The sequence below is a fragment of the Citrobacter sp. RHBSTW-00671 genome, from assembly GCF_014103415.1.
In the GTDB taxonomy this organism is placed as follows: domain Bacteria; phylum Pseudomonadota; class Gammaproteobacteria; order Enterobacterales; family Enterobacteriaceae; genus Citrobacter.
Genome location: NZ_JABXPR010000001.1, coordinates 1,435,159 through 1,452,960 on the forward strand (window position 1 = coordinate 1,435,159; position 17,802 = coordinate 1,452,960).

The 17,802-nt window shown below is 54.7% G+C and carries 14 protein-coding genes and 1 other RNA gene; 9 read left to right on the forward strand and 6 right to left on the reverse strand.

Annotated elements, in window-relative coordinates; all coding sequences use genetic code 11:
• Positions 1 to 3: 3 nt before the first annotated feature.
• From meaB to argP, 3 genes are all read right to left on the reverse strand, one after another.
• Positions 4 to 999 (reverse strand): methylmalonyl Co-A mutase-associated GTPase MeaB, encoded by a 996-nt coding sequence (meaB, locus tag HV261_RS06895; RefSeq protein ID WP_202039665.1) that lies wholly within the window; start codon positions 997 to 999, stop codon positions 4 to 6.
• Positions 1,000 to 1,036: 37 nt separating this feature from the next.
• Positions 1,037 to 3,181: a methylmalonyl-CoA mutase gene (gene scpA, locus HV261_RS06900; RefSeq protein WP_202037812.1), complete on the reverse strand. Its 2,145-nt coding sequence runs from the start codon at positions 3,179 to 3,181 to the stop codon at positions 1,037 to 1,039.
• A gap of 235 nt (positions 3,182 to 3,416) precedes the next feature.
• The gene (gene argP, locus HV261_RS06905; RefSeq protein ID WP_137382643.1) at positions 3,417 to 4,310 is read right to left on the reverse strand and encodes a DNA-binding transcriptional regulator ArgP; all 894 of its coding nucleotides are present in this window, start codon (positions 4,308 to 4,310) and stop codon (positions 3,417 to 3,419) included.
• 170 nt (positions 4,311 to 4,480) lie between these two features.
• On the opposite strand from argP, the gene rpiA reads away from it, so the two are divergent.
• Both rpiA and serA read left to right on the forward strand, forming a co-directional pair.
• On the forward strand, positions 4,481 to 5,140 hold the full coding sequence (gene rpiA / locus HV261_RS06910) for a ribose-5-phosphate isomerase RpiA (RefSeq protein ID WP_003026986.1): 660 nt from the start codon (positions 4,481 to 4,483) through the stop codon (positions 5,138 to 5,140).
• Between the two features lie 270 nt (positions 5,141 to 5,410).
• Complete coding sequence (gene serA / locus HV261_RS06915) at positions 5,411 to 6,643, forward strand: phosphoglycerate dehydrogenase (protein WP_137382644.1); 1,233 nt, start codon at positions 5,411 to 5,413, stop codon at positions 6,641 to 6,643.
• Between the two features lie 381 nt (positions 6,644 to 7,024).
• Here the strand turns inward: serA and HV261_RS06920 are convergent, their stop codons facing one another.
• The 3 genes from HV261_RS06920 to zapA form a co-directional block, all read right to left on the reverse strand.
• Entirely contained in the window at positions 7,025 to 7,621 is a 597-nt protein-coding gene (locus tag HV261_RS06920) for a 5-formyltetrahydrofolate cyclo-ligase (RefSeq protein WP_202037813.1), read from the reverse strand.
• Between the two features lie 19 nt (positions 7,622 to 7,640).
• A non-coding RNA gene (gene ssrS, locus HV261_RS06925) (6S RNA) lies at positions 7,641 to 7,824 on the reverse strand.
• A gap of 41 nt (positions 7,825 to 7,865) precedes the next feature.
• Positions 7,866 to 8,195 carry a cell division protein ZapA gene (gene zapA / locus HV261_RS06930; protein ID WP_006686880.1) on the reverse strand — a complete coding sequence of 110 codons (330 nt, stop codon included), beginning with the start codon at positions 8,193 to 8,195 and terminating at the stop codon, positions 7,866 to 7,868.
• A gap of 166 nt (positions 8,196 to 8,361) precedes the next feature.
• Here zapA and HV261_RS06935 point away from each other — a divergent pair, with 166 nt between their 5' ends.
• From HV261_RS06935 to gcvP, 7 genes are all read left to right on the forward strand, one after another.
• Positions 8,362 to 8,940, forward strand: coding sequence for a YecA/YgfB family protein (locus HV261_RS06935; RefSeq protein ID WP_003026978.1), 579 nt, complete (start codon positions 8,362 to 8,364; stop codon positions 8,938 to 8,940).
• Positions 8,941 to 8,964: 24 nt separating this feature from the next.
• Positions 8,965 to 10,290, forward strand: a complete 1,326-nt coding sequence (gene pepP / locus HV261_RS06940) for a Xaa-Pro aminopeptidase (RefSeq protein WP_202037814.1) — start codon at positions 8,965 to 8,967, stop codon at positions 10,288 to 10,290.
• On the forward strand, positions 10,287 to 11,465 hold the full coding sequence (gene ubiH / locus HV261_RS06945) for a 2-octaprenyl-6-methoxyphenyl hydroxylase (RefSeq protein ID WP_202037815.1): 1,179 nt from the start codon (positions 10,287 to 10,289) through the stop codon (positions 11,463 to 11,465). The genes pepP and ubiH overlap by 4 nt, the downstream gene beginning before the upstream one ends.
• Positions 11,466 to 11,604: 139 nt before the next feature.
• A complete protein-coding gene (gene ubiI, locus HV261_RS06950; protein ID WP_202037816.1) occupies positions 11,605 to 12,807 on the forward strand; it encodes an FAD-dependent 2-octaprenylphenol hydroxylase in 1,203 nt (400 codons plus the stop codon).
• A gap of 451 nt (positions 12,808 to 13,258) precedes the next feature.
• The gene (gene gcvT / locus HV261_RS06955; protein WP_202037817.1) at positions 13,259 to 14,353 is read left to right on the forward strand and encodes a glycine cleavage system aminomethyltransferase GcvT; all 1,095 of its coding nucleotides are present in this window, start codon (positions 13,259 to 13,261) and stop codon (positions 14,351 to 14,353) included.
• 25 nt (positions 14,354 to 14,378) lie between these two features.
• Positions 14,379 to 14,768 carry a glycine cleavage system protein GcvH gene (gcvH, locus tag HV261_RS06960; protein WP_137382650.1) on the forward strand — a complete coding sequence of 130 codons (390 nt, stop codon included), beginning with the start codon at positions 14,379 to 14,381 and terminating at the stop codon, positions 14,766 to 14,768.
• Between the two features lie 131 nt (positions 14,769 to 14,899).
• Positions 14,900 to 17,773 carry an aminomethyl-transferring glycine dehydrogenase gene (gcvP, locus tag HV261_RS06965; protein ID WP_202037818.1) on the forward strand — a complete coding sequence of 958 codons (2,874 nt, stop codon included), beginning with the start codon at positions 14,900 to 14,902 and terminating at the stop codon, positions 17,771 to 17,773.
• Positions 17,774 to 17,802: the final 29 nt, after the last annotated feature.

Genomic DNA, 17,802 nt, shown 5'->3' on the forward strand with positions numbered 1-17,802 from the left:
TCTTTATTCAAAGTAATGATGCTGGATAAATTCGCTGATGTGCCGCAGCCCGGTGCGCGGCGAAAGATCATTGTTTTTCACGGACTGTAGCGTTTGCTGGAAATAGCGGTCGAAATCCGTACAGGCAAACAGCAGATGCAGCGCCTCTTCTTCAGCCTGTTTCTGTATCCACTCAACCGCCTGTTGTTGACGCACTTTTTCCAGCCGACCGCTGGTGGTAAGACGCGTTCTGAAGTCGGTTATCGTCTGCCAGATTTCCTCGATGCCACGCTTTTCGAGCGCACTACAGGTCAGAACCTGCGGCTGCCACTCGTCATACTTGCGGCGCAGAATGTGCAGGGCGGATTGATACATGTGGCGGGTAATGGCGACGTTGCTGCGGTTATCACCGTCATCTTTGTTGACAACGATCAGGTCAGCCATCTCCATCATCCCTTTCTTGATGCCCTGTAGCTCGTCACCGCCGCCGGCTATCTGCAACGAGATAAAACAATCTACCATCCGGGCCACTTCGGTTTCGGACTGCCCGACGCCGACGGTTTCCACAATCACCACGTCAAATCCCGCCGCTTCGCACAGCAGCATTAACTCACGCGCACGCTGGCTGGCGCCGCCTAAATGCCCGCCGGAAGGCACCGGGCGAATAAACGCAGATTCTGCGCGGGCAAGCTCCGTCATCCTGGTTTTATCACCCAGAATGCTGCCGCCGCTAACCGGGCTGCTGGGATCGACTGCAATAACTGCTACCCGCAATCCGTGGCGGATCAACAGCATACCGAACGCTTCCAGGAACGTGCTTTTGCCCGCGCCCGGCGTACCGGTGATCCCCAAACGCAGGGCGTTACCGGTGAACGGCATAATTGCGTCCAGCAACTGCGTACTCAGCGGCTGGTGGCGCGGATGGCTACTTTCGACCAGCGTCATCGCCTGCGCGAGCGTGGCGCGCTCACCCAGGCGCAGGCGCCGGACGGTATCCTCAAGCGTGGCGCGCTCACCCAGGCGCAGGCGCCGGACGGTATCCTCAAGCGTGGCGGCGTTAATCATGATGTTGGTTAATGCGGGTTAACACATCGCGGACGCTGTCGAGCATTGGCGTACCAGGGCCATAAATGGCAGCGACACCACGTTCGTGCAGGAAGGCGTAATCCTGCGGCGGGATAACCCCTCCTGCGACCACGCAGATATCTTCGCGCCCCCAGTTTTTGAGCGCGGTGACCAGTTCCGGGATTAGCGTTTTATGACCTGCTGCCAGTGATGATGCGCCAATCACATGCACATCGTTTTCTACTGCCAGGCGGGCAATCTCTTCCGGTGTGGAGAACATCGGACTGAGATCAACATCGAATCCGAGGTCGGAGTAGGCGCTGGCGATCACCTTCGCGCCGCGATCGTGGCCGTCCTGGCCCATCTTGGCGATTAGAATGCGCGGGCGACGGCCATGCTCAGCCAGAAATTGCTCTGTTTGCGCAACGATAGCGTCAAACTCATCGGCGGATTTATCAGACTGGTGATAGCTTTGCGCAATGACCCCGGTAACGCACTGGCTGGGAACCAGATAGCGGTCAAAGGCAACCTCCAGCGCGTCGGAGATTTCACCCAGCGTGGCGCGAACACGGGCGGCGCTAATCGCCGCGGCCAACAAGTTTTCATTGTGCTGTGCGGCGTGGGTCAGCGCTGACAGTGCAGTTTTGACGGCATCATTGTCACGTGTAGCGCGGATATGCTGCAACGAAGCAATCTGCTCGTTACGCACCTTCACGTTGTCGATCTCCAGCACAGACGTCTCGTCTTCTTTATCCAGTTTGTACTTGTTCACGCCAACGATGACGCGCTTGCCCTGGTCGATCAGCGATTGCTCACGTGCCGAGGCTTCTTCGATCATCCGTTTCGGCAACCCGGCTTCGATCGCTTTCGCCATGCCGCCGACTTCATCGATCTGTTTGATGATCGTGCGTGCCTGCTTAACGATGTGATCGGTGAGCGACTCGACGTAATACGATCCGGCCAGCGGATCGACGGTGCGGCAGATCTCCGATTCTTCCTGAATGATGATCTGCGTATTGCGCGCAATGCGCGCGGAGAAATCCGTCGGCAGACCGAGCGCTTCATCAAAGGCGTTGGTATGCAAAGACTGCGTACCGCCGAGTGTGGCACCGAGTGCTTCGATGGTGGTGCGAATGACGTTGTTGTACGGGTCCTGCTCGGTCAGGCTCCAGCCGGATGTCTGACAGTGGGTTCGCAGAGCGAGAGATTTTGGGTTGGTTGCGCCAAAACTGCTGACCGCTTCGCTCCACAAATAACGCGCTGCGCGCAACATGGCGACATTCATGAACAGATCCATGCCGATACCGAAGAAAAATGACAGGCGCGGGGCAAAGTCATCAATTTTCAATCCTGCAGAGAGTGCGGCTTTGATGTACTCAATACCGTCAGCCAGCGTAAATGCCACCTGCTGCACGCAGTTCGCGCCGGCTTCGCCCATGTGGTAGCCGCTGATGCTGATGGTATTAAAGCGCGGCATGTTGCCAGAACACCAGGCGATGATGTCGGCGATAATGCGCATTGAGGGCTTCGGTGGGTAAATGTAGGTGTTACGACACAGATATTCTTTCAGTATGTCGTTCTGAATCGTGCCGGTGAGTTGTTCCGGCGTCACGCCTTGCTCCTGCGCCGCCACAATATAAAACGCCAACACGGGCAGGACTGCACCATTCATTGTCATTGAGACGGACATTTTATCCAGCGGGATCTGGTCGAACAGTATCTTCATATCTTCGACGGTATCGATCGCCACGCCGGCTTTGCCGACGTCACCCGCCACACGAGGATTATCAGAGTCATAGCCACGGTGAGTGGCAAGATCAAAGGCGACGGAAAGCCCTTTTTGCCCGGCGGCGAGGTTGCGGCGGTAAAAGGCGTTGGACTCTTTGGCTGTTGAGAAACCGGCGTACTGGCGAATGGTCCACGGCTGCGCGGTATACATGGTGGCACGCGGACCGCGCACATACGGCGGCAGGCCGGGGAGAGTACCGGTTACTTCCAGATTATCGAGATCGGCCTCGGTATACAGCGGCTTGATGGCAATCCCTTCCGCCGTCTGTCTTTCCAGCGATTCGACGGTTTTTTCCCGGCGACTGAGTTCTTTATTGGCGAGTGTTTGCCACTCCTGTACGTTTGCCATTTTTTGCTCCGTATTACGCAATAAGTTGAATCTTTACGAATACGGTGAGCTTTTTCAGTCAGCTTGTCGCCAGCAAAAAATAGCCAACAGGGCGTCGTTTTTTGCCGCATGGTGTGTTTGATTTTGTGATGTCTTTCAAAGACGTGGAGGGAATAACATGAAAAAGCGGTAAGAGGGGGGGGGAGGCCGGATAAGGCGTTACGCCGCCATCCGGCACTCAGAGGCAATAAATAGTTTAATCCTGGCGCAGTACGTTGTGACCGTAAGCCAGCAGAGCGTCGGTGACGTTACGCATCATGCGGCTTTCCGGCGCAAAGCGATGCCAGTACAGCATCCGGCGCTGGAACAGGCCCGGCGTTAAGTCGATAAGCTCGCCGCTTGCCAGTTCTTTCTCAATCTGTAAGTGTGGGATCATGCAGCAGGTGGTGCCCTGACGCGCCAACTGGACGAAGGCTTCAGACGAGTTAACGATATGGCACGGTACGCTGCCCGGCGGCAAATCGAAGTTCTGCTGCAGGAAGGCCTGATGCATATCGTCGAGGTGGTCAAAAGCCACCGCTGGTGCTTTCAGCAGGGCGGAGCGGGTAACGCCATTAGGGAAGTAGCGTTCGGCAAAGGCTTTAGAGCCAACAAAAAGATAGTCGAGCGCGCCGAGCTTATCCACCAGGCAGCTTGGCAGTGCCTGATGCTGAATACTCACCGCACCCACTACTTCACCCCGGCGCAGACGTTCCTGGGTCCGGGTTTCATCTTCAACCTGCAGGTTCAGACGAATCGGTGAATTGGCCAGTACCGGCGCCAGCGCCGGAAGCAACCAGGTCGCCAGGCTGTCGGCGTTCACCGCCAGCGAGAGCAGCAGCGGCGTGGATCCGGTTTGTTCATCACCCAGCCACTCATCTTCCAGCAGTTCAACCTGGCGCAACAGGGCCAGAAGCTTTTGTCCTTGTTCGGTAGGGCGCGGGGGGACGGTACGCACCAGCAACGGTTGTCCGAACATATTCTCAAGCTGTTTTATGCGCTGTGAAACCGCGGATTGCGTGATGCACAGCTTTTGCGCCGCGCGCTCAAATCCTCGTTCACGAATAACCGCATCCAGTGCTTGTAGTGTTCTGTAGTCCGGACGTTTCATTGCTTTGGCGCACTCCTGAAATTTTTGCTTGTTCTGCACTATGACACAATTTTAGGTTGGGTAAAGACGAAATCCGCCGCCAGCTTGCGGGTGTGGGAACATTTTTCTGCACAATGTTCTATAATGCGCGTGAATTTTCCCACCATATTCACACCACAGGCGAAACGATCATGACGCAGGATGAACTGAAAAAAGCAGTAGGATGGGCGGCACTTCAGTATGTACAGCCCGGCACCATTGTGGGCGTAGGTACCGGTTCAACAGCCGCACACTTTATTGATGCGCTGGGCACAATGAAAGGTCAGATTGAAGGCGCAGTGTCCAGCTCGGACGCCTCGACTGAAAAGCTGAAAAGCCTTGGCATCCACGTGTTCGATCTTAACGAAGTGGACAGCCTCGGCGTATACGTTGATGGCGCGGATGAAATCAACGGCCATATGCAGATGATCAAAGGCGGCGGCGCTGCGCTGACGCGCGAAAAAATCATTGCTTCCGTGGCGAAGAAATTTATCTGCATCGCGGACGCGTCCAAGGAAGTCGATATTCTTGGCAACTTCCCGCTGCCGGTGGAAGTGATCCCAATGGCGCGTAGCGCAGTTGCGCGTCAACTGGTGAAGTTGGGCGGTCGTCCTGAATATCGTCAGGGCGTGGTCACTGACAATGGTAACGTGATCCTTGATGTACACGGCCTGGAGATCCTCGACGCCGTGGCGATGGAAAACGCCATCAATGCGATTCCGGGCGTAGTAACCGTGGGTCTGTTCGCCAACCGTGGTGCGGATGTGGCGCTGATTGGCACACCGGACGGCGTGAAAACTATCGTAAAATGATCTGACGGGAGCGTCTTCTCCCGTTAAAAAAATTTTAGCAGGGCAAATTTGGTGACTTGTGTCACGTTTATAATATTGTCCTGCCGATCCCTCCAAAGAAAAAGTTATCGCCAGTATTTTCCTCTGACAATTCCCGCTGAATGACATTTCCTCAGCATGACGACGCAAACGTTCATATTGCCGCAATATTATTTTTTGATATGTTGAAGAGGAGGATGAAAATCCCACACACAACACATCAGTTTGAACAAAAAAAGACAGGGTCGGGAAATGGCAAAGGTATCACTGGAGAAAGATAAGATTAAATTTCTGCTGGTTGAAGGTGTGCACCAAAAAGCACTCGAAAACCTTCGTGCAGCAGGTTATACCAACATTGAGTTTCACAAAGGCGCTCTGGACACCGAACAGCTGAAAGAGTCCATCCGTGATGCCCACTTCATTGGCCTGCGATCCCGAACCCATCTGACTGAAGATGTGATTGACGCCGCAGAGAAACTGGTCGCGATTGGCTGCTTCTGCATTGGTACCAATCAGGTTGATCTGAGCGCGGCGGCAAAGCGCGGGATCCCCGTGTTTAACGCGCCATTCTCTAACACGCGTTCCGTTGCCGAACTGGTGATTGGCGAACTGCTGCTACTGCTACGCGGCGTGCCGGAAGCGAACGCCAAAGCGCACCGCGGCGTGTGGAATAAACTGGCTACCGGCTCTTTTGAAGCGCGTGGCAAAAAACTGGGGATCATCGGCTACGGCCACATTGGTACTCAGTTGGGTATTCTGGCTGAATCGCTGGGGATGCACGTTTATTTCTATGATATTGAAAATAAACTGCCGCTGGGCAACGCCACGCAGGTACAGCATCTTTCCGACCTGCTGAATATGAGCGATGTGGTCAGCCTCCACGTGCCGGAAAACGCCTCCACCAAAAATCTGATGGGCGCGCATGAGATTGCGCTGATGAAACCAGGCGCACTGCTGATCAACGCTGCACGCGGAACGGTTGTCGATATCCCTGCGCTGTGTGATGCGCTGGCAACGAAACATCTGGCAGGAGCGGCCATCGATGTCTTCCCAACGGAGCCTGCATCTAACAGCGATCCGTTCACCTCGCCGCTGTGTGATTTTGATAACGTGATCCTGACGCCGCATATCGGTGGTTCCACGCTGGAAGCGCAGGAAAACATCGGCCTGGAAGTTGCGGGTAAACTGACGAAGTATTCCGACAATGGCTCTACGCTGTCTGCCGTTAACTTCCCGGAAGTTTCGCTGCCGCTGCACGGCGGTCGTCGTCTGATGCACATTCACGAAAACCGCCCAGGCGTACTGACCGCGCTGAACCAGATTTTTGCCGAGCAGGGCGTCAACATTGCCGCGCAGTATCTGCAGACTTCCGCGCAGGTCGGTTACGTGGTTATCGATATTGAAGCGGATGAAGATGTGGCGGAGAAAGCTCTGCTGGCGATGAAAGCCCTGCCGGGAACCATTCGCGCTCGTCTGCTGTACTGACTTCCTCTATATGGGCAGGCGGTTGACCTGCCCATCTTTCCTTTGCTTTCCCTGCCTCAGCCTCTCTTCCTGTAACGCATACATTCTGTTTTCGAGCCTTGCCGCAATGGGTAATTAAAGGCAGCGTTGCGTGTTGTACAGCACTAAAAGGAATTTACGATAGAGGCTCAGCATCGCGCTGAAACGGGAAAGCCCCTACCGAAGCAGGGGCTTTAAAAAGGAAAGGGACGATGATGAGAGTCGTCATCATGCTGCTGATCCTGTTAATCATCGCTTGGCCAGCATATTAACAGAGAGTACGCAGGAGGGAGGTTCGCCTCCCTCACCCTTCACCGAGGAATTTAGGTCAAAAAAACGGCGCTGTCAATCGGCAAAAAACGGCTACCACTCCCAAATTTTGGATGGCGTCACCACCGCAGGCAGCGGGATATCCCACTCTTCGACAGGCAATTTTTCCACTCGCTGACAATCGTGCGCGTAGCCTACGGGCTGGATCTGATGCTGCTGCCAGTTTTGCAACGTACGGTCATAAAATCCACCTCCCATACCCAGGCGTTGCCCGACCTCATCAAACGCCACTAACGGCGTAATCAGCACATCCAGCTGTGACAGCGGCAATACGTCGCGTACATCAAGCCGTGGCTCCTGGATTTTTAAGCGATTGGTGACTAGCTCGCTGTGCGGATGATAGTGCAGGAACAGTAAATTACCGGCGCTGAAGGGATGAAGAACCGGAAGATAGACGCGCTTGCCCGCTCGCCAAAGCTGATCTATTAGCGGCTGGGTATCGAGTTCGCCATCGAACGAGAGGAATACCGCCACGGTATGAGCGAGTACAACAGGGGGATAGCTGAGCATTCGGGTCGCGGCTTGCTGGCCGAAATGTTCTTGTTGATCGGGCGTTAATGCACGACGGCGTTGCCGAATGAGTTGACGTATTTCTTGCCGGGATAAAGGAAGTTCAGAAAGTAGTGTCATGGCTGTTGCCAGGTAGAAGGGAATCTCCGAGATGCCGCCGCAGGCTGTAACCCTTGAACCCTTGGTTCAAGGTGAATGCGTCGTCACAGTTTTAAGGCTTCTCGGACGAGCCGAGCATGCTCACCAACCGTGGAGCGCCACATTCTTGTGGTATGAAATATCGGCTCAGGGGACTGGCCCGCTTGCAAACATCTCAGAGAAATTTTGTCTTCACGGTCACTCTACCACAGTAAACCGAAAAGTGTTATTCAAAGTTTTGGCCCGTTTTTTCGGTTATGCGACCCTGATCAAGCAACGCTTGTTCGATGGTCTGTTGTAGCATCCGAATACGTTGTTCCATGCTCGCCGCGTAATCACGCGTCTTCGCTTTTTCCTGAGTTAATTCATAGCTGATGTTCAACGCGGCGATGAAAACCAGCTGCTCAGTATTTGTGACTCTAGTGCGAACTTTCAGATCTTGCAATCGCTGATTCAGATCGTCCGCAGCCTGATTCAACGCATCCCTTTGTTCAGGCGGGCAATTCACTCGCAGTGAACGGCCAAATATTTGGATATCGACGGGTTGTGCAGACATGCCACCTTCCTGCTGATTGACTGCGCTGCCTTCGTCTCCAGACCGTGGGTCCGCGAAGGGGCGACACTATAGCTACCCTGGTATCAAGATACAAGCCCTTTTCTGGTCCACCAGGGTCCAAAGTGGTAGCATATCATGAATATCCTCCCTTTGATGACGAATGCTTATGTCTATACAGAACGAAATGCCTGGTTACAACGAAGTTAGCCAGTTTTTGAACCAACAAGGGGCCGGATTGACCCCCGCTGAAATGCACGGTTTGATCAGCGGGATGATTTGCGGTGGCAACAACGACAGCTCATGGCAGCCGCTGTTGCACGACCTGACGAACGAAGGTCTGGCTTTCGGTCACGAGCTGGCTCAGGCTCTGCTGAAAATGCACTCTGCCACCAGCGATGCGCTGGAAGATGATGGCTTCCTTTTTCAGCTTTATCTGCCTGAAGGCGATGACGTTAGCGTGTTCGATCGCGCCGATGCGTTGGCTGGCTGGGTAAACCACTTTTTGCTGGGCCTCGGTGTGACACAACCGAAGCTCGACAAAGTGACCGGTGAAACCGGCGAAGCGATCGATGATCTGCGTAATATCGCCCAGTTGGGCTATGACGAAGACGAAGATCAGGAAGAGCTGGAAATGTCGCTCGAAGAGATCATCGAATACGTGCGTGTTGCCGCGTTGCTGTGCCATGACACATTCACGCGTCAGCAACCGACCGCACCGGAAGTCCGTAAACCGACTCTGCACTAAGAACGAAACGCAAAGGAGAGTGTGATGAGCGAGATATCTCAGCAAGAATTCCAGCGTCGTCGCCAGGCATTATTGGCGCAAATGCAGCCCGGGAGCGCCGCGCTAATTTTCGCGGCACCCGAAGCGACACGCAGCGCGGACAGTGAATATCCGTACCGCCAAAGCAGTGATTTCTGGTACTTCACCGGTTTTAACGAACCTGAAGCCGTGCTGGTGCTGATTAAAAGTGATGACACTCATAACCACAGCGTTTTGTTCAACCGGGTTCGCGACCTGACTGCAGAGATCTGGTTTGGCCGCCGTCTGGGCCAGGATGCTGCCCCGGCAAAACTTGGCGTTGACCGGGCGCTGGCCTTCAGCGAAATCAACCAACAGCTGCACCTGTTGCTCAATGGCCTGGACGCGGTGTATCACGCGCAGGGTGAATATGCCTGGGCCGACGAGATAGTCAGTACGGCGCTGGATAAGCTGCGTAAAGGTTCCCGGCAAAATCTGCACGCGCCTGCCGCAATTATCGACTGGCGTCCGATGGTGCATGAGATGCGCCTGTTTAAATCGCCAGAAGAGATTGCTGTTATGCGCCGGGCTGGGGAAATTACCGCCCTGGCGCATACCCGCGCGATGGAAAAATGTCGCCCGGGGATGTTTGAATACCACCTGGAAGGGGAGATTCACCACGAATTCACCCGTCATGGTGCGCGTTACCCATCCTATAACACCATCGTTGGCAGCGGTGCAAACGGCTGTATCCTGCATTACACCGAAAACGAAAGTGAAATGCGTGATGGCGACCTGGTGCTGATTGACGCTGGATGCGAATACAAAGGCTACGCGGGCGATATCACGCGTACCTTCCCGGTTAACGGCAAATTTACGCCAGCCCAGCGTGAAGTCTACGACATTGTGCTGGAGTCGTTAGAGACCAGCCTGCGTTTGTATCGCCCGGGAACCTCCATTCAGGAGGTGACTGGCGAAGTGGTGCGCATCATGATTACCGGCCTGGTGAAGCTTGGTATCCTGCACGGTGAAGTCGATCAGTTGATTACCGAGAATGCGCACCGCCCTTTCTTTATGCATGGTCTCAGCCACTGGCTGGGTCTGGATGTTCATGACGTCGGTGTTTATGGTCAGGATCGTTCGCGTATTCTGGAGCCGGGAATGGTGCTCACGGTTGAGCCTGGGTTGTATATCGCTCCGGATGCTGATGTCCCTCCTGCTTACCGCGGTATCGGCATTCGTATTGAAGATGACATCCTTATTACCGAAGATGGTAACGAAAACCTGACCGCTGGTGTGGTCAAGAAGGCGGAAGACATTGAAGCCCTGATGGCTGCGGCGCGACTGCAATGAGCGTGATTATCGTCGGTGGCGGCATGGTCGGCGCGACGCTGGCGCTGGCCATTTCAGCGCTGAGCCATGGGACGCTGCCTGTTCATCTGATAGAAGCGAGCGAACCTGAAACCGATCGCCACCCGGGATTTGATGCCCGGGCAATTGCGCTGGCGGCAGGAACCTGCCAACAGCTGGCGCGAATCGGCGTGTGGCAGGCGATTGCCGATTGCGCAACGGCAATCAAAACGGTACACGTCAGTGACCGTGGGCATGCCGGATTCGTCACGCTGGATGCGCAGGAATACTCTATTTCAGCGCTCGGTCAGGTGGTAGAACTGCACGATGTGGGGCTACGTCTTTTTGCGCTGCTGCGTAAAGCGCCGGGTGTCACATTGCACTGTCCCGCTCGTGTCGCCAGCGTGTCGCGCACGCAAGAACGTGTTGATGTTACACTGGAAAATGGCGAAACGATTACGGGGCATCTGTTGGTAGCAGCAGACGGCACGCGCTCTGCGTTGGCGACAGCCTGTGGGGTTGACTGGCTGCAACAGCCGTATGAACAACTGGCCGTCATTGCTAACGTCACGACTTCCGTTCCTCACGACGGGCGTGCCTATGAGCGTTTCACACCGCATGGTCCGCTGGCTATGTTGCCAATGGCGGAGGGGCGATGCTCGCTGGTGTGGTGTCATCCGCTGGAGAAGCGTGAAGAGATCATGTCCTGGTCAGATGAACAGTTTTGCCGCGAACTGCAACGCGCATTTGGCTGGCGATTGGGTCGCATTACACAAGCGGGCAAACGCAGCGCTTACCCGCTGTCTTTAACAACCGCGCTGAAAGCGATTACCCATCGTACGGTGCTGGTAGGTAATGCGGCGCAGACGCTGCATCCGATTGCCGGACAAGGTTTTAACCTTGGGCTTCGTGATGTCATGAGTCTTGCCGAAACGCTGACTCAGGCCCGGGATGATGCCGAAGATGTGGGCGATTATGCGGTGCTTTCGCGTTATCAACAGCGTCGTCAGCGCGATCGCGAGGCGACGATTGGTGTCACCAACAGTCTGGTGTATCTGTTCGCCAATCGCTGGGCTCCGCTGGTCGTTGGGCGTAACGCCGGACTGATGGCGATGGAATTATTCACACCCACGCGCGATGCGTTGGCGGAGCGGACCCTGGGTTGGGTTGCGCGATAAATATGACCTGTAGGCCGAATTAAAGAAGTAGGCCTGATAAGCGCAGCGCCATCAGGCAATGTAGCGGAATGGATGACGGATGGCGGCTTTGCCTTATCCGGCCTACGGTTTTTGATTGTCCTATTTTCAGGAGCAAACAGTGCAAAGTGTTGATGTAGCAATTGTTGGTGGCGGCATGGTGGGACTGGCGGTTGCCTGCGGTCTACAGGGCAGCGGATTACGCGTTGCTGTGTTAGAACAACATGTTCCGCAGCCTCTGGCGGCGGATGCACCTCCTCAGCTTCGCGTGTCGGCCATTAACGCCGCCAGTGAAAAACTACTGACCCGCCTTGGCGTATGGTCAGACATTGTTGCCCGCCGTGCTTGTTGCTACCACGGGATGGAAGTCTGGGATAAAGACAGCTTTGGGCGTATCGAATTTGATGACCAGAGTATGGGTTACAGCCATTTGGGGCATATCGTCGAAAACGCGGTGATTCACTACGCATTGTGGCAAAAAGCGCAGCGTTCAGCGGATATCGCGCTGATGGCCCCGGCTGAGTTACAGCAGGTGGCCTGGGGAGAAAACGAGGCGTTCCTGACGCTGAAAGATGGCTCCATGCTGACCGCCCGTCTGGTGATTGGTGCTGACGGTGCAAACTCGTGGCTGCGCAACAAAGCGGATATTCCGCTGACGTTCTGGGATTACCGTCATCATGCGCTGGTGGCGACGATCCGTACGCAAGAAGCCCACGGCGCGGTTGCGCGTCAGGCGTTTCATGGCGAAGGTATCCTGGCGTTCCTGCCGCTTAGCGACCCCCATCTGTGCTCTATTGTCTGGTCACTCTCGCCACAGGATGCTGAACGTATGCAGCAGGCAAGCGCAGAGGATTTCAATCAGGCGCTGAATATCGCTTTTGATAATCGCCTGGGGTTATGCCAGCTTGAAAGCGAACGCCAGACGTTTCCGCTGACGGGACGCTATGCCCGTCAGTTTGCCGCCCATCGCATGGCGCTGGTGGGTGATGCGGCGCATACCATTCATCCGCTGGCAGGACAGGGCGTGAACCTCGGTTTTATGGATGCGGCGGAGTTGATTGATGAGCTTAAGCGCCTGCAACGCCAGGGGAAGGACATCGGTCAGTACCTCTATCTGCGTCGCTATGAGCGTAGCCGTAAGCACAGTGCTGCGCTGATGCTGGCTGGTATGCAGGGATTCCGCGAGCTGTTTGCCGGCGCGAACCCGGCGAAGAAACTGCTGCGTGATATAGGTCTGAAACTGGCCGATACCCTCCCAGGCGTAAAACCACAACTCATCCGTCAGGCGATGGGGTTAAACGATCTCCCTGAGTGGTTGCGCTAACGTCCGCCAGGACAATTTTAAGAGTTTGAGACCCGTCACACTTTCCTCTCCCGGCGTGCGCGCCGGGATGCTTCTCTCATTTGAAATAATCTAATTCCACGCCTTTTTTCGCATTAGTTTTTTTAATATTACTATTTTTTCATAACGCCATTTTTCACATTTTTTCCACATTTAATATGGATTGCTGGCGGTGTGTTTAGTTTTGTTTGTCGGTTGTTCTGATTTCATGGTTGTTTCTTGGTTTTTTATTCTGTGGATGAGATTGCCATTTTTTGCCATAAGCTAATGTGATGGCTAATTTTGTCTTATGGTTTAGCGTCTGTTTCAGTGGTAAGTTCAAGCCAAAGAGAACGTTTGCGTCGCAGCCCCCGGAGCGGCTGTGGTGCTGGGTTTCGTGGCGAAGATTTCACCACGAAAGAGTTGATAGCCCCGCTTATTCAACGAGGAAAAGATGGCTCAACAGACTCCTTTGTACGAACAACACACGCTATGTGGCGCGCGCATGGTTGATTTCCATGGCTGGATGATGCCACTGCATTACGGTTCTCAGCTCGATGAGCACCATGCTGTCCGCACCGATGCCGGTATGTTTGATGTGTCGCATATGACCATCGTCGACCTGCGCGGCAGCCGCACCCGGGAGTTCTTGCGTTATCTGCTGGCAAACGACGTCGCGAAGCTAACGAAGACAGGTAAAGCCCTTTACTCCGGTATGCTCAATGCGTCGGGGGGCGTGATAGATGACCTGATTGTCTACTACTTCACTGAAGATTTCTTCCGCCTCGTTGTAAACTCCGCCACCCGCGAAAAAGACCTCTCCTGGATTACCCAACACGCAGAACCTTACGCCATCGACATCACTGTTCGTGATGACCTGTCGCTGATCGCGGTGCAGGGACCAAACGCGCAGGCAAAAGCTGCCACGCTGTTTACTGACGAACAACGCCATGCTGTTGAAGGTATGAAACCGTTCTTCGGCGTTCAGGCGGGTGATTTGTTTATCGCGACCACGGGTTATACCGGCGAAGCGGGATATGAAATTGCCATGCCGAATGAAAAAGCCGCGGATTTCTGGCGTGCGCTGGTCGAAGCCGGTGTTCAGCCTTGCGGTCTGGGCGCGCGTGATACGCTGCGTTTAGAAGCCGGTATGAACCTGTATGGTCAGGAGATGGATGAAGGTATCTCCCCGCTGGCGGCCAATATGGGCTGGACTATCGCGTGGGAACCGACCGATCGCGACTTTATTGGTCGTGAAGCGCTGGAAATGCAGCGCGAAAAAGGCCACGAGAAACTGGTCGGCCTGGTCATGACGGAGAAAGGTGTGCTGCGTAATGAACTGCCAGTTCGTTTTACTGATGCGTCGGGCAACCAGCATGAAGGCATCATCACCAGCGGAACCTTCTCCCCAACGTTGGGCTACAGCATCGCGCTGGCACGCGTTCCTGCGGGTATCGGCGAAACGGCGATTGTGCAAATTCGTAACCGCGAAATGCCAGTTAAAGTCACTAAACCTATTTTTGTGCGTAACGGCAAAGCCGTCGCGTAATTCATCCTTTTTTGGAGATTGATTGATGAGCAACGTACCTGCAGAACTGAAATACAGCAAAGAACACGAATGGCTGCGCAAAGAAGCTGACGGTTCTTACACCGTTGGTATCACCGAACACGCTCAGGAGCTGCTGGGCGACATGGTTTTCGTTGATCTGCCCGACGTTGGCACGACCGTTAGCGCGGGTGATGACTGCGCCGTTGCGGAATCCGTAAAAGCGGCATCTGATATTTATGCGCCAGTCGGCGGTGAGATTGTTGCAGTGAATGATGCACTCAGCGACTCTCCGGAGCTGGTTAACAGCGAGCCGTATGCCGGTGGCTGGATCTTCAAAATTAAAGCCAGCGATGAAAGTGAGATTGAATCGCTGCTGGATGCGACTGCATATGAAGCTTTGTTAGAAGACGAGTAAATACGCTTTTGCCGGATGGCACTGCGCTTATCCGGCCTACAAAGCATGCGTAGGCCCGGTAAGCGCTAGCGCCACCGGGCACGTAGACAGAGACAATCACGATTCACTGCACGTTTCAGGAACCATCGCCCATGACACAGACGTTAAGCCAGCTTGAAAACAGCGGCGCTTTCATTGAACGCCACATCGGACCGGACGCCGCGCAGCAGCAAGAGATGCTGAATGCGGTTGGCGCCGAGTCGTTAAACGCGCTGATCGGCCAGATTGTGCCGAAAGACATTCAGCTCGCAACCCCGCCGCAGGTGGGCGAGGCGGCGACCGAATACGCTGCGCTGGCTGAATTAAAAGCCATCGCCGGGCGTAACAAGCGCTTCACGTCCTACATTGGCATGGGCTACACCGCCGTGCAGTTGCCACCGGTTATCCTGCGTAACATGCTGGAAAACCCAGGTTGGTACACCGCGTACACGCCGTATCAGCCAGAAGTTTCTCAGGGCCGTCTGGAAGCGCTGCTGAACTTCCAGCAAGTGACGCTGGACCTGACGGGTCTGGATATGGCCTCCGCCTCTCTGCTGGATGAAGCCACTGCGGCCGCTGAAGCTATGGCGATGGCCAAACGCGTCAGTAAACTGAAAAACGCCAACCGTTTCTTTGTGGCGGCTGATGTTCATCCGCAAACCCTGGATGTCGTGCGTACTCGTGCAGAAACCTTTGGCTTTGACGTTATCGTCGATGACGCGGAAAAAGCACTGGATCACCAGGATGTGTTCGGCGTGCTGTTACAGCAGGTTGGAACTACTGGTGAAGTGCACGACTACAGCACACTGATTGCTGAACTGAAATCCCGTAAAGTCGTGGTCAGCGTCGCTGCCGATTTTATGGCGCTGGTTCTGCTGACCGCGCCGGGTAAACAGGGCGCAGACATTGTGTTCGGCTCTGCGCAGCGTTTCGGCGTACCGATGGGCTACGGCGGCCCGCACGCGGCGTTCTTTGCTGCTAAAGATGAATTCAAACGCTCTATGCCTGGCCGTATTATCGGCGTATCGAAAGATGCGGCAGGCAATACCGCACTGCGTATGGCGATGCAGACTCGTGAGCAGCATATCCGTCGCGAGAAAGCGAACTCCAACATTTGTACCTCGCAGGTCCTGCTGGCCAACATCGCCAGCCTGTATGCCGTTTATCATGGTCCGGTAGGCCTGAAACGTATTGCTAACCGCATCCACCGCCTGGCCGATATTCTGGCGGCGGGTCTGCAACAGAAAGGGCTGAAGCTGCGACATGCGCATTACTTCGACACCTTGTGTGTAGAAGTGGCCGATAAAGCGGCGGTACTGGCGCGTGCTGAAGCGGCTGAAATCAACCTGCGCAGCGATATTCATAACGCAGTAGGTATCACGCTCGATGAAACCACCACTCGCGAAAATGTTGTGCAATTGTTTAACGTCCTGCTGGGCGACAGCCACGGCCTGAATATCGATACGCTGGATAAAGACGTGGCGCTCGACAGCCGTTCTATTCAGGACAGCATGCTGCGTGATGACGCAATCCTCAGCCATCCGGTATTTAATCGCTACCATAGCGAAACTGAAATGATGCGCTACATGCACTCGCTGGAGCGTAAAGATCTGGCGCTGAACCAGGCGATGATCCCGCTGGGCTCCTGCACCATGAAGCTTAATGCGGCAGCTGAGATGATTCCAATCACCTGGCCGGAATTTGCCGAACTGCACCCGTTCTGCCCGCCAGAGCAGGCGGAAGGGTATCACCAGATGATAGGTCAACTGTCTGACTGGCTGGTTAAACTGACCGGTTATGACGCCGTTTGCATGCAGCCGAACTCCGGTGCACAGGGCGAATATGCTGGCCTGCTGGCAATTCGTCATTATCACGAAAGCCGTAATGAAGGTCATCGTGATATCTGCCTGATCCCGGCTTCTGCACATGGTACCAACCCGGCCTCTGCTCAAATGGCAGGTATGCAGGTCGTTGTTGTTGCGTGTGATAAGAACGGCAATATCGACCTTGCCTGTCTGCGTGAAAAAGCAGAACAACATGCTGCAAATCTTTCCTGCATCATGGTCACCTATCCGTCTACGCACGGCGTCTATGAAGAAACCATCCGTGAAGTATGCGAAATTGTGCACCAGTTTGGCGGTCAGGTTTACCTTGATGGCGCGAACATGAACGCCCAGGTTGGTATCACTTCGCCAGGCTTTATTGGCGCAGATGTCTCACACCTCAACCTGCATAAAACGTTCTGCATTCCGCACGGCGGCGGCGGCCCAGGTATGGGACCGATTGGCGTTAAATCGCATCTGGCACCGTTCGTGCCGGGCCACAGTGTGGTACAGATTGAAGGGATGCTCACCCGTCAGGGCGCAGTTTCTGCGGCCCCGTTCGGTAGCGCATCTATTCTGCCAATCAGTTGGATGTACATCCGCATGATGGGGGCAGAAGGCCTGAAGCAGGCAAGCCAGGTGGCTATTCTAAATGCCAACTACATTGCCAGCCGTCTGAAGGATGCATATCCGGTGCTGTATACCGGTCGTGATGGCCGTGTGGCACATGAATGTATTCTCGACATTCGCCCTCTGAAAGAAGAGACCGGCATCAGCGAACTGGATGTTGCCAAGCGTCTGATCGATTACGGTTTCCATGCGCCGACCATGTCATTCCCGGTTGCGGGTACGCTGATGGTCGAACCAACGGAATCCGAAGGCAAAGTGGAACTGGATCGCTTTATCAATGCGATGCTGGCTATCCGCGCTGAGATCGAGCGCGTGAAAGCCGGTGAGTGGCCGCTGGAAGATAACCCGCTGGTTAACGCACCGCACACCCAGAACGAGCTGGTGGCGGAGTGGACCCACGGTTATAGCCGCGAAATCGCCGTCTTCCCGGCAGGTGTGGCAAACAAATACTGGCCGACCGTGAAACGCCTTGATGACGTTTACGGCGACCGTAACCTGTTCTGCTCCTGCGTGCCGATGAGCGAATATCAGTAACTTTTTCGCGTAGTAAAGCCGTTTCCAGG

Bases quoted from the DNA above. Each gene is read 5' to 3' on its own strand.
- gcvT (WP_202037817.1), top strand. From the start codon at position 13,259: ATGGCTCAACAGACTCCTTTGTACGAACAACACACGCTATGTGGCGCG.
- serA (WP_137382644.1), top strand. From the start codon at position 5,411: ATGGCAAAGGTATCACTGGAGAAAGATAAGATTAAATTTCTGCTGGTT.
- zapA (WP_006686880.1), bottom strand. From the start codon at position 8,195: ATGTCTGCACAACCCGTCGATATCCAAATATTTGGCCGTTCACTGCGA.
- gcvP (WP_202037818.1), top strand. From the start codon at position 14,900: ATGACACAGACGTTAAGCCAGCTTGAAAACAGCGGCGCTTTCATTGAA.
- scpA (WP_202037812.1), bottom strand. From the start codon at position 3,181: ATGGCAAACGTACAGGAGTGGCAAACACTCGCCAATAAAGAACTCAGT.
- HV261_RS06920 (WP_202037813.1), bottom strand. From the start codon at position 7,621: ATGACACTACTTTCTGAACTTCCTTTATCCCGGCAAGAAATACGTCAA.
- gcvH (WP_137382650.1), top strand. From the start codon at position 14,379: ATGAGCAACGTACCTGCAGAACTGAAATACAGCAAAGAACACGAATGG.
- argP (WP_137382643.1), bottom strand. From the start codon at position 4,310: ATGAAACGTCCGGACTACAGAACACTACAAGCACTGGATGCGGTTATT.
- ubiH (WP_202037815.1), top strand. From the start codon at position 10,287: ATGAGCGTGATTATCGTCGGTGGCGGCATGGTCGGCGCGACGCTGGCG.
- rpiA (WP_003026986.1), top strand. From the start codon at position 4,481: ATGACGCAGGATGAACTGAAAAAAGCAGTAGGATGGGCGGCACTTCAG.
- pepP (WP_202037814.1), top strand. From the start codon at position 8,965: ATGAGCGAGATATCTCAGCAAGAATTCCAGCGTCGTCGCCAGGCATTA.
- HV261_RS06935 (WP_003026978.1), top strand. From the start codon at position 8,362: ATGTCTATACAGAACGAAATGCCTGGTTACAACGAAGTTAGCCAGTTT.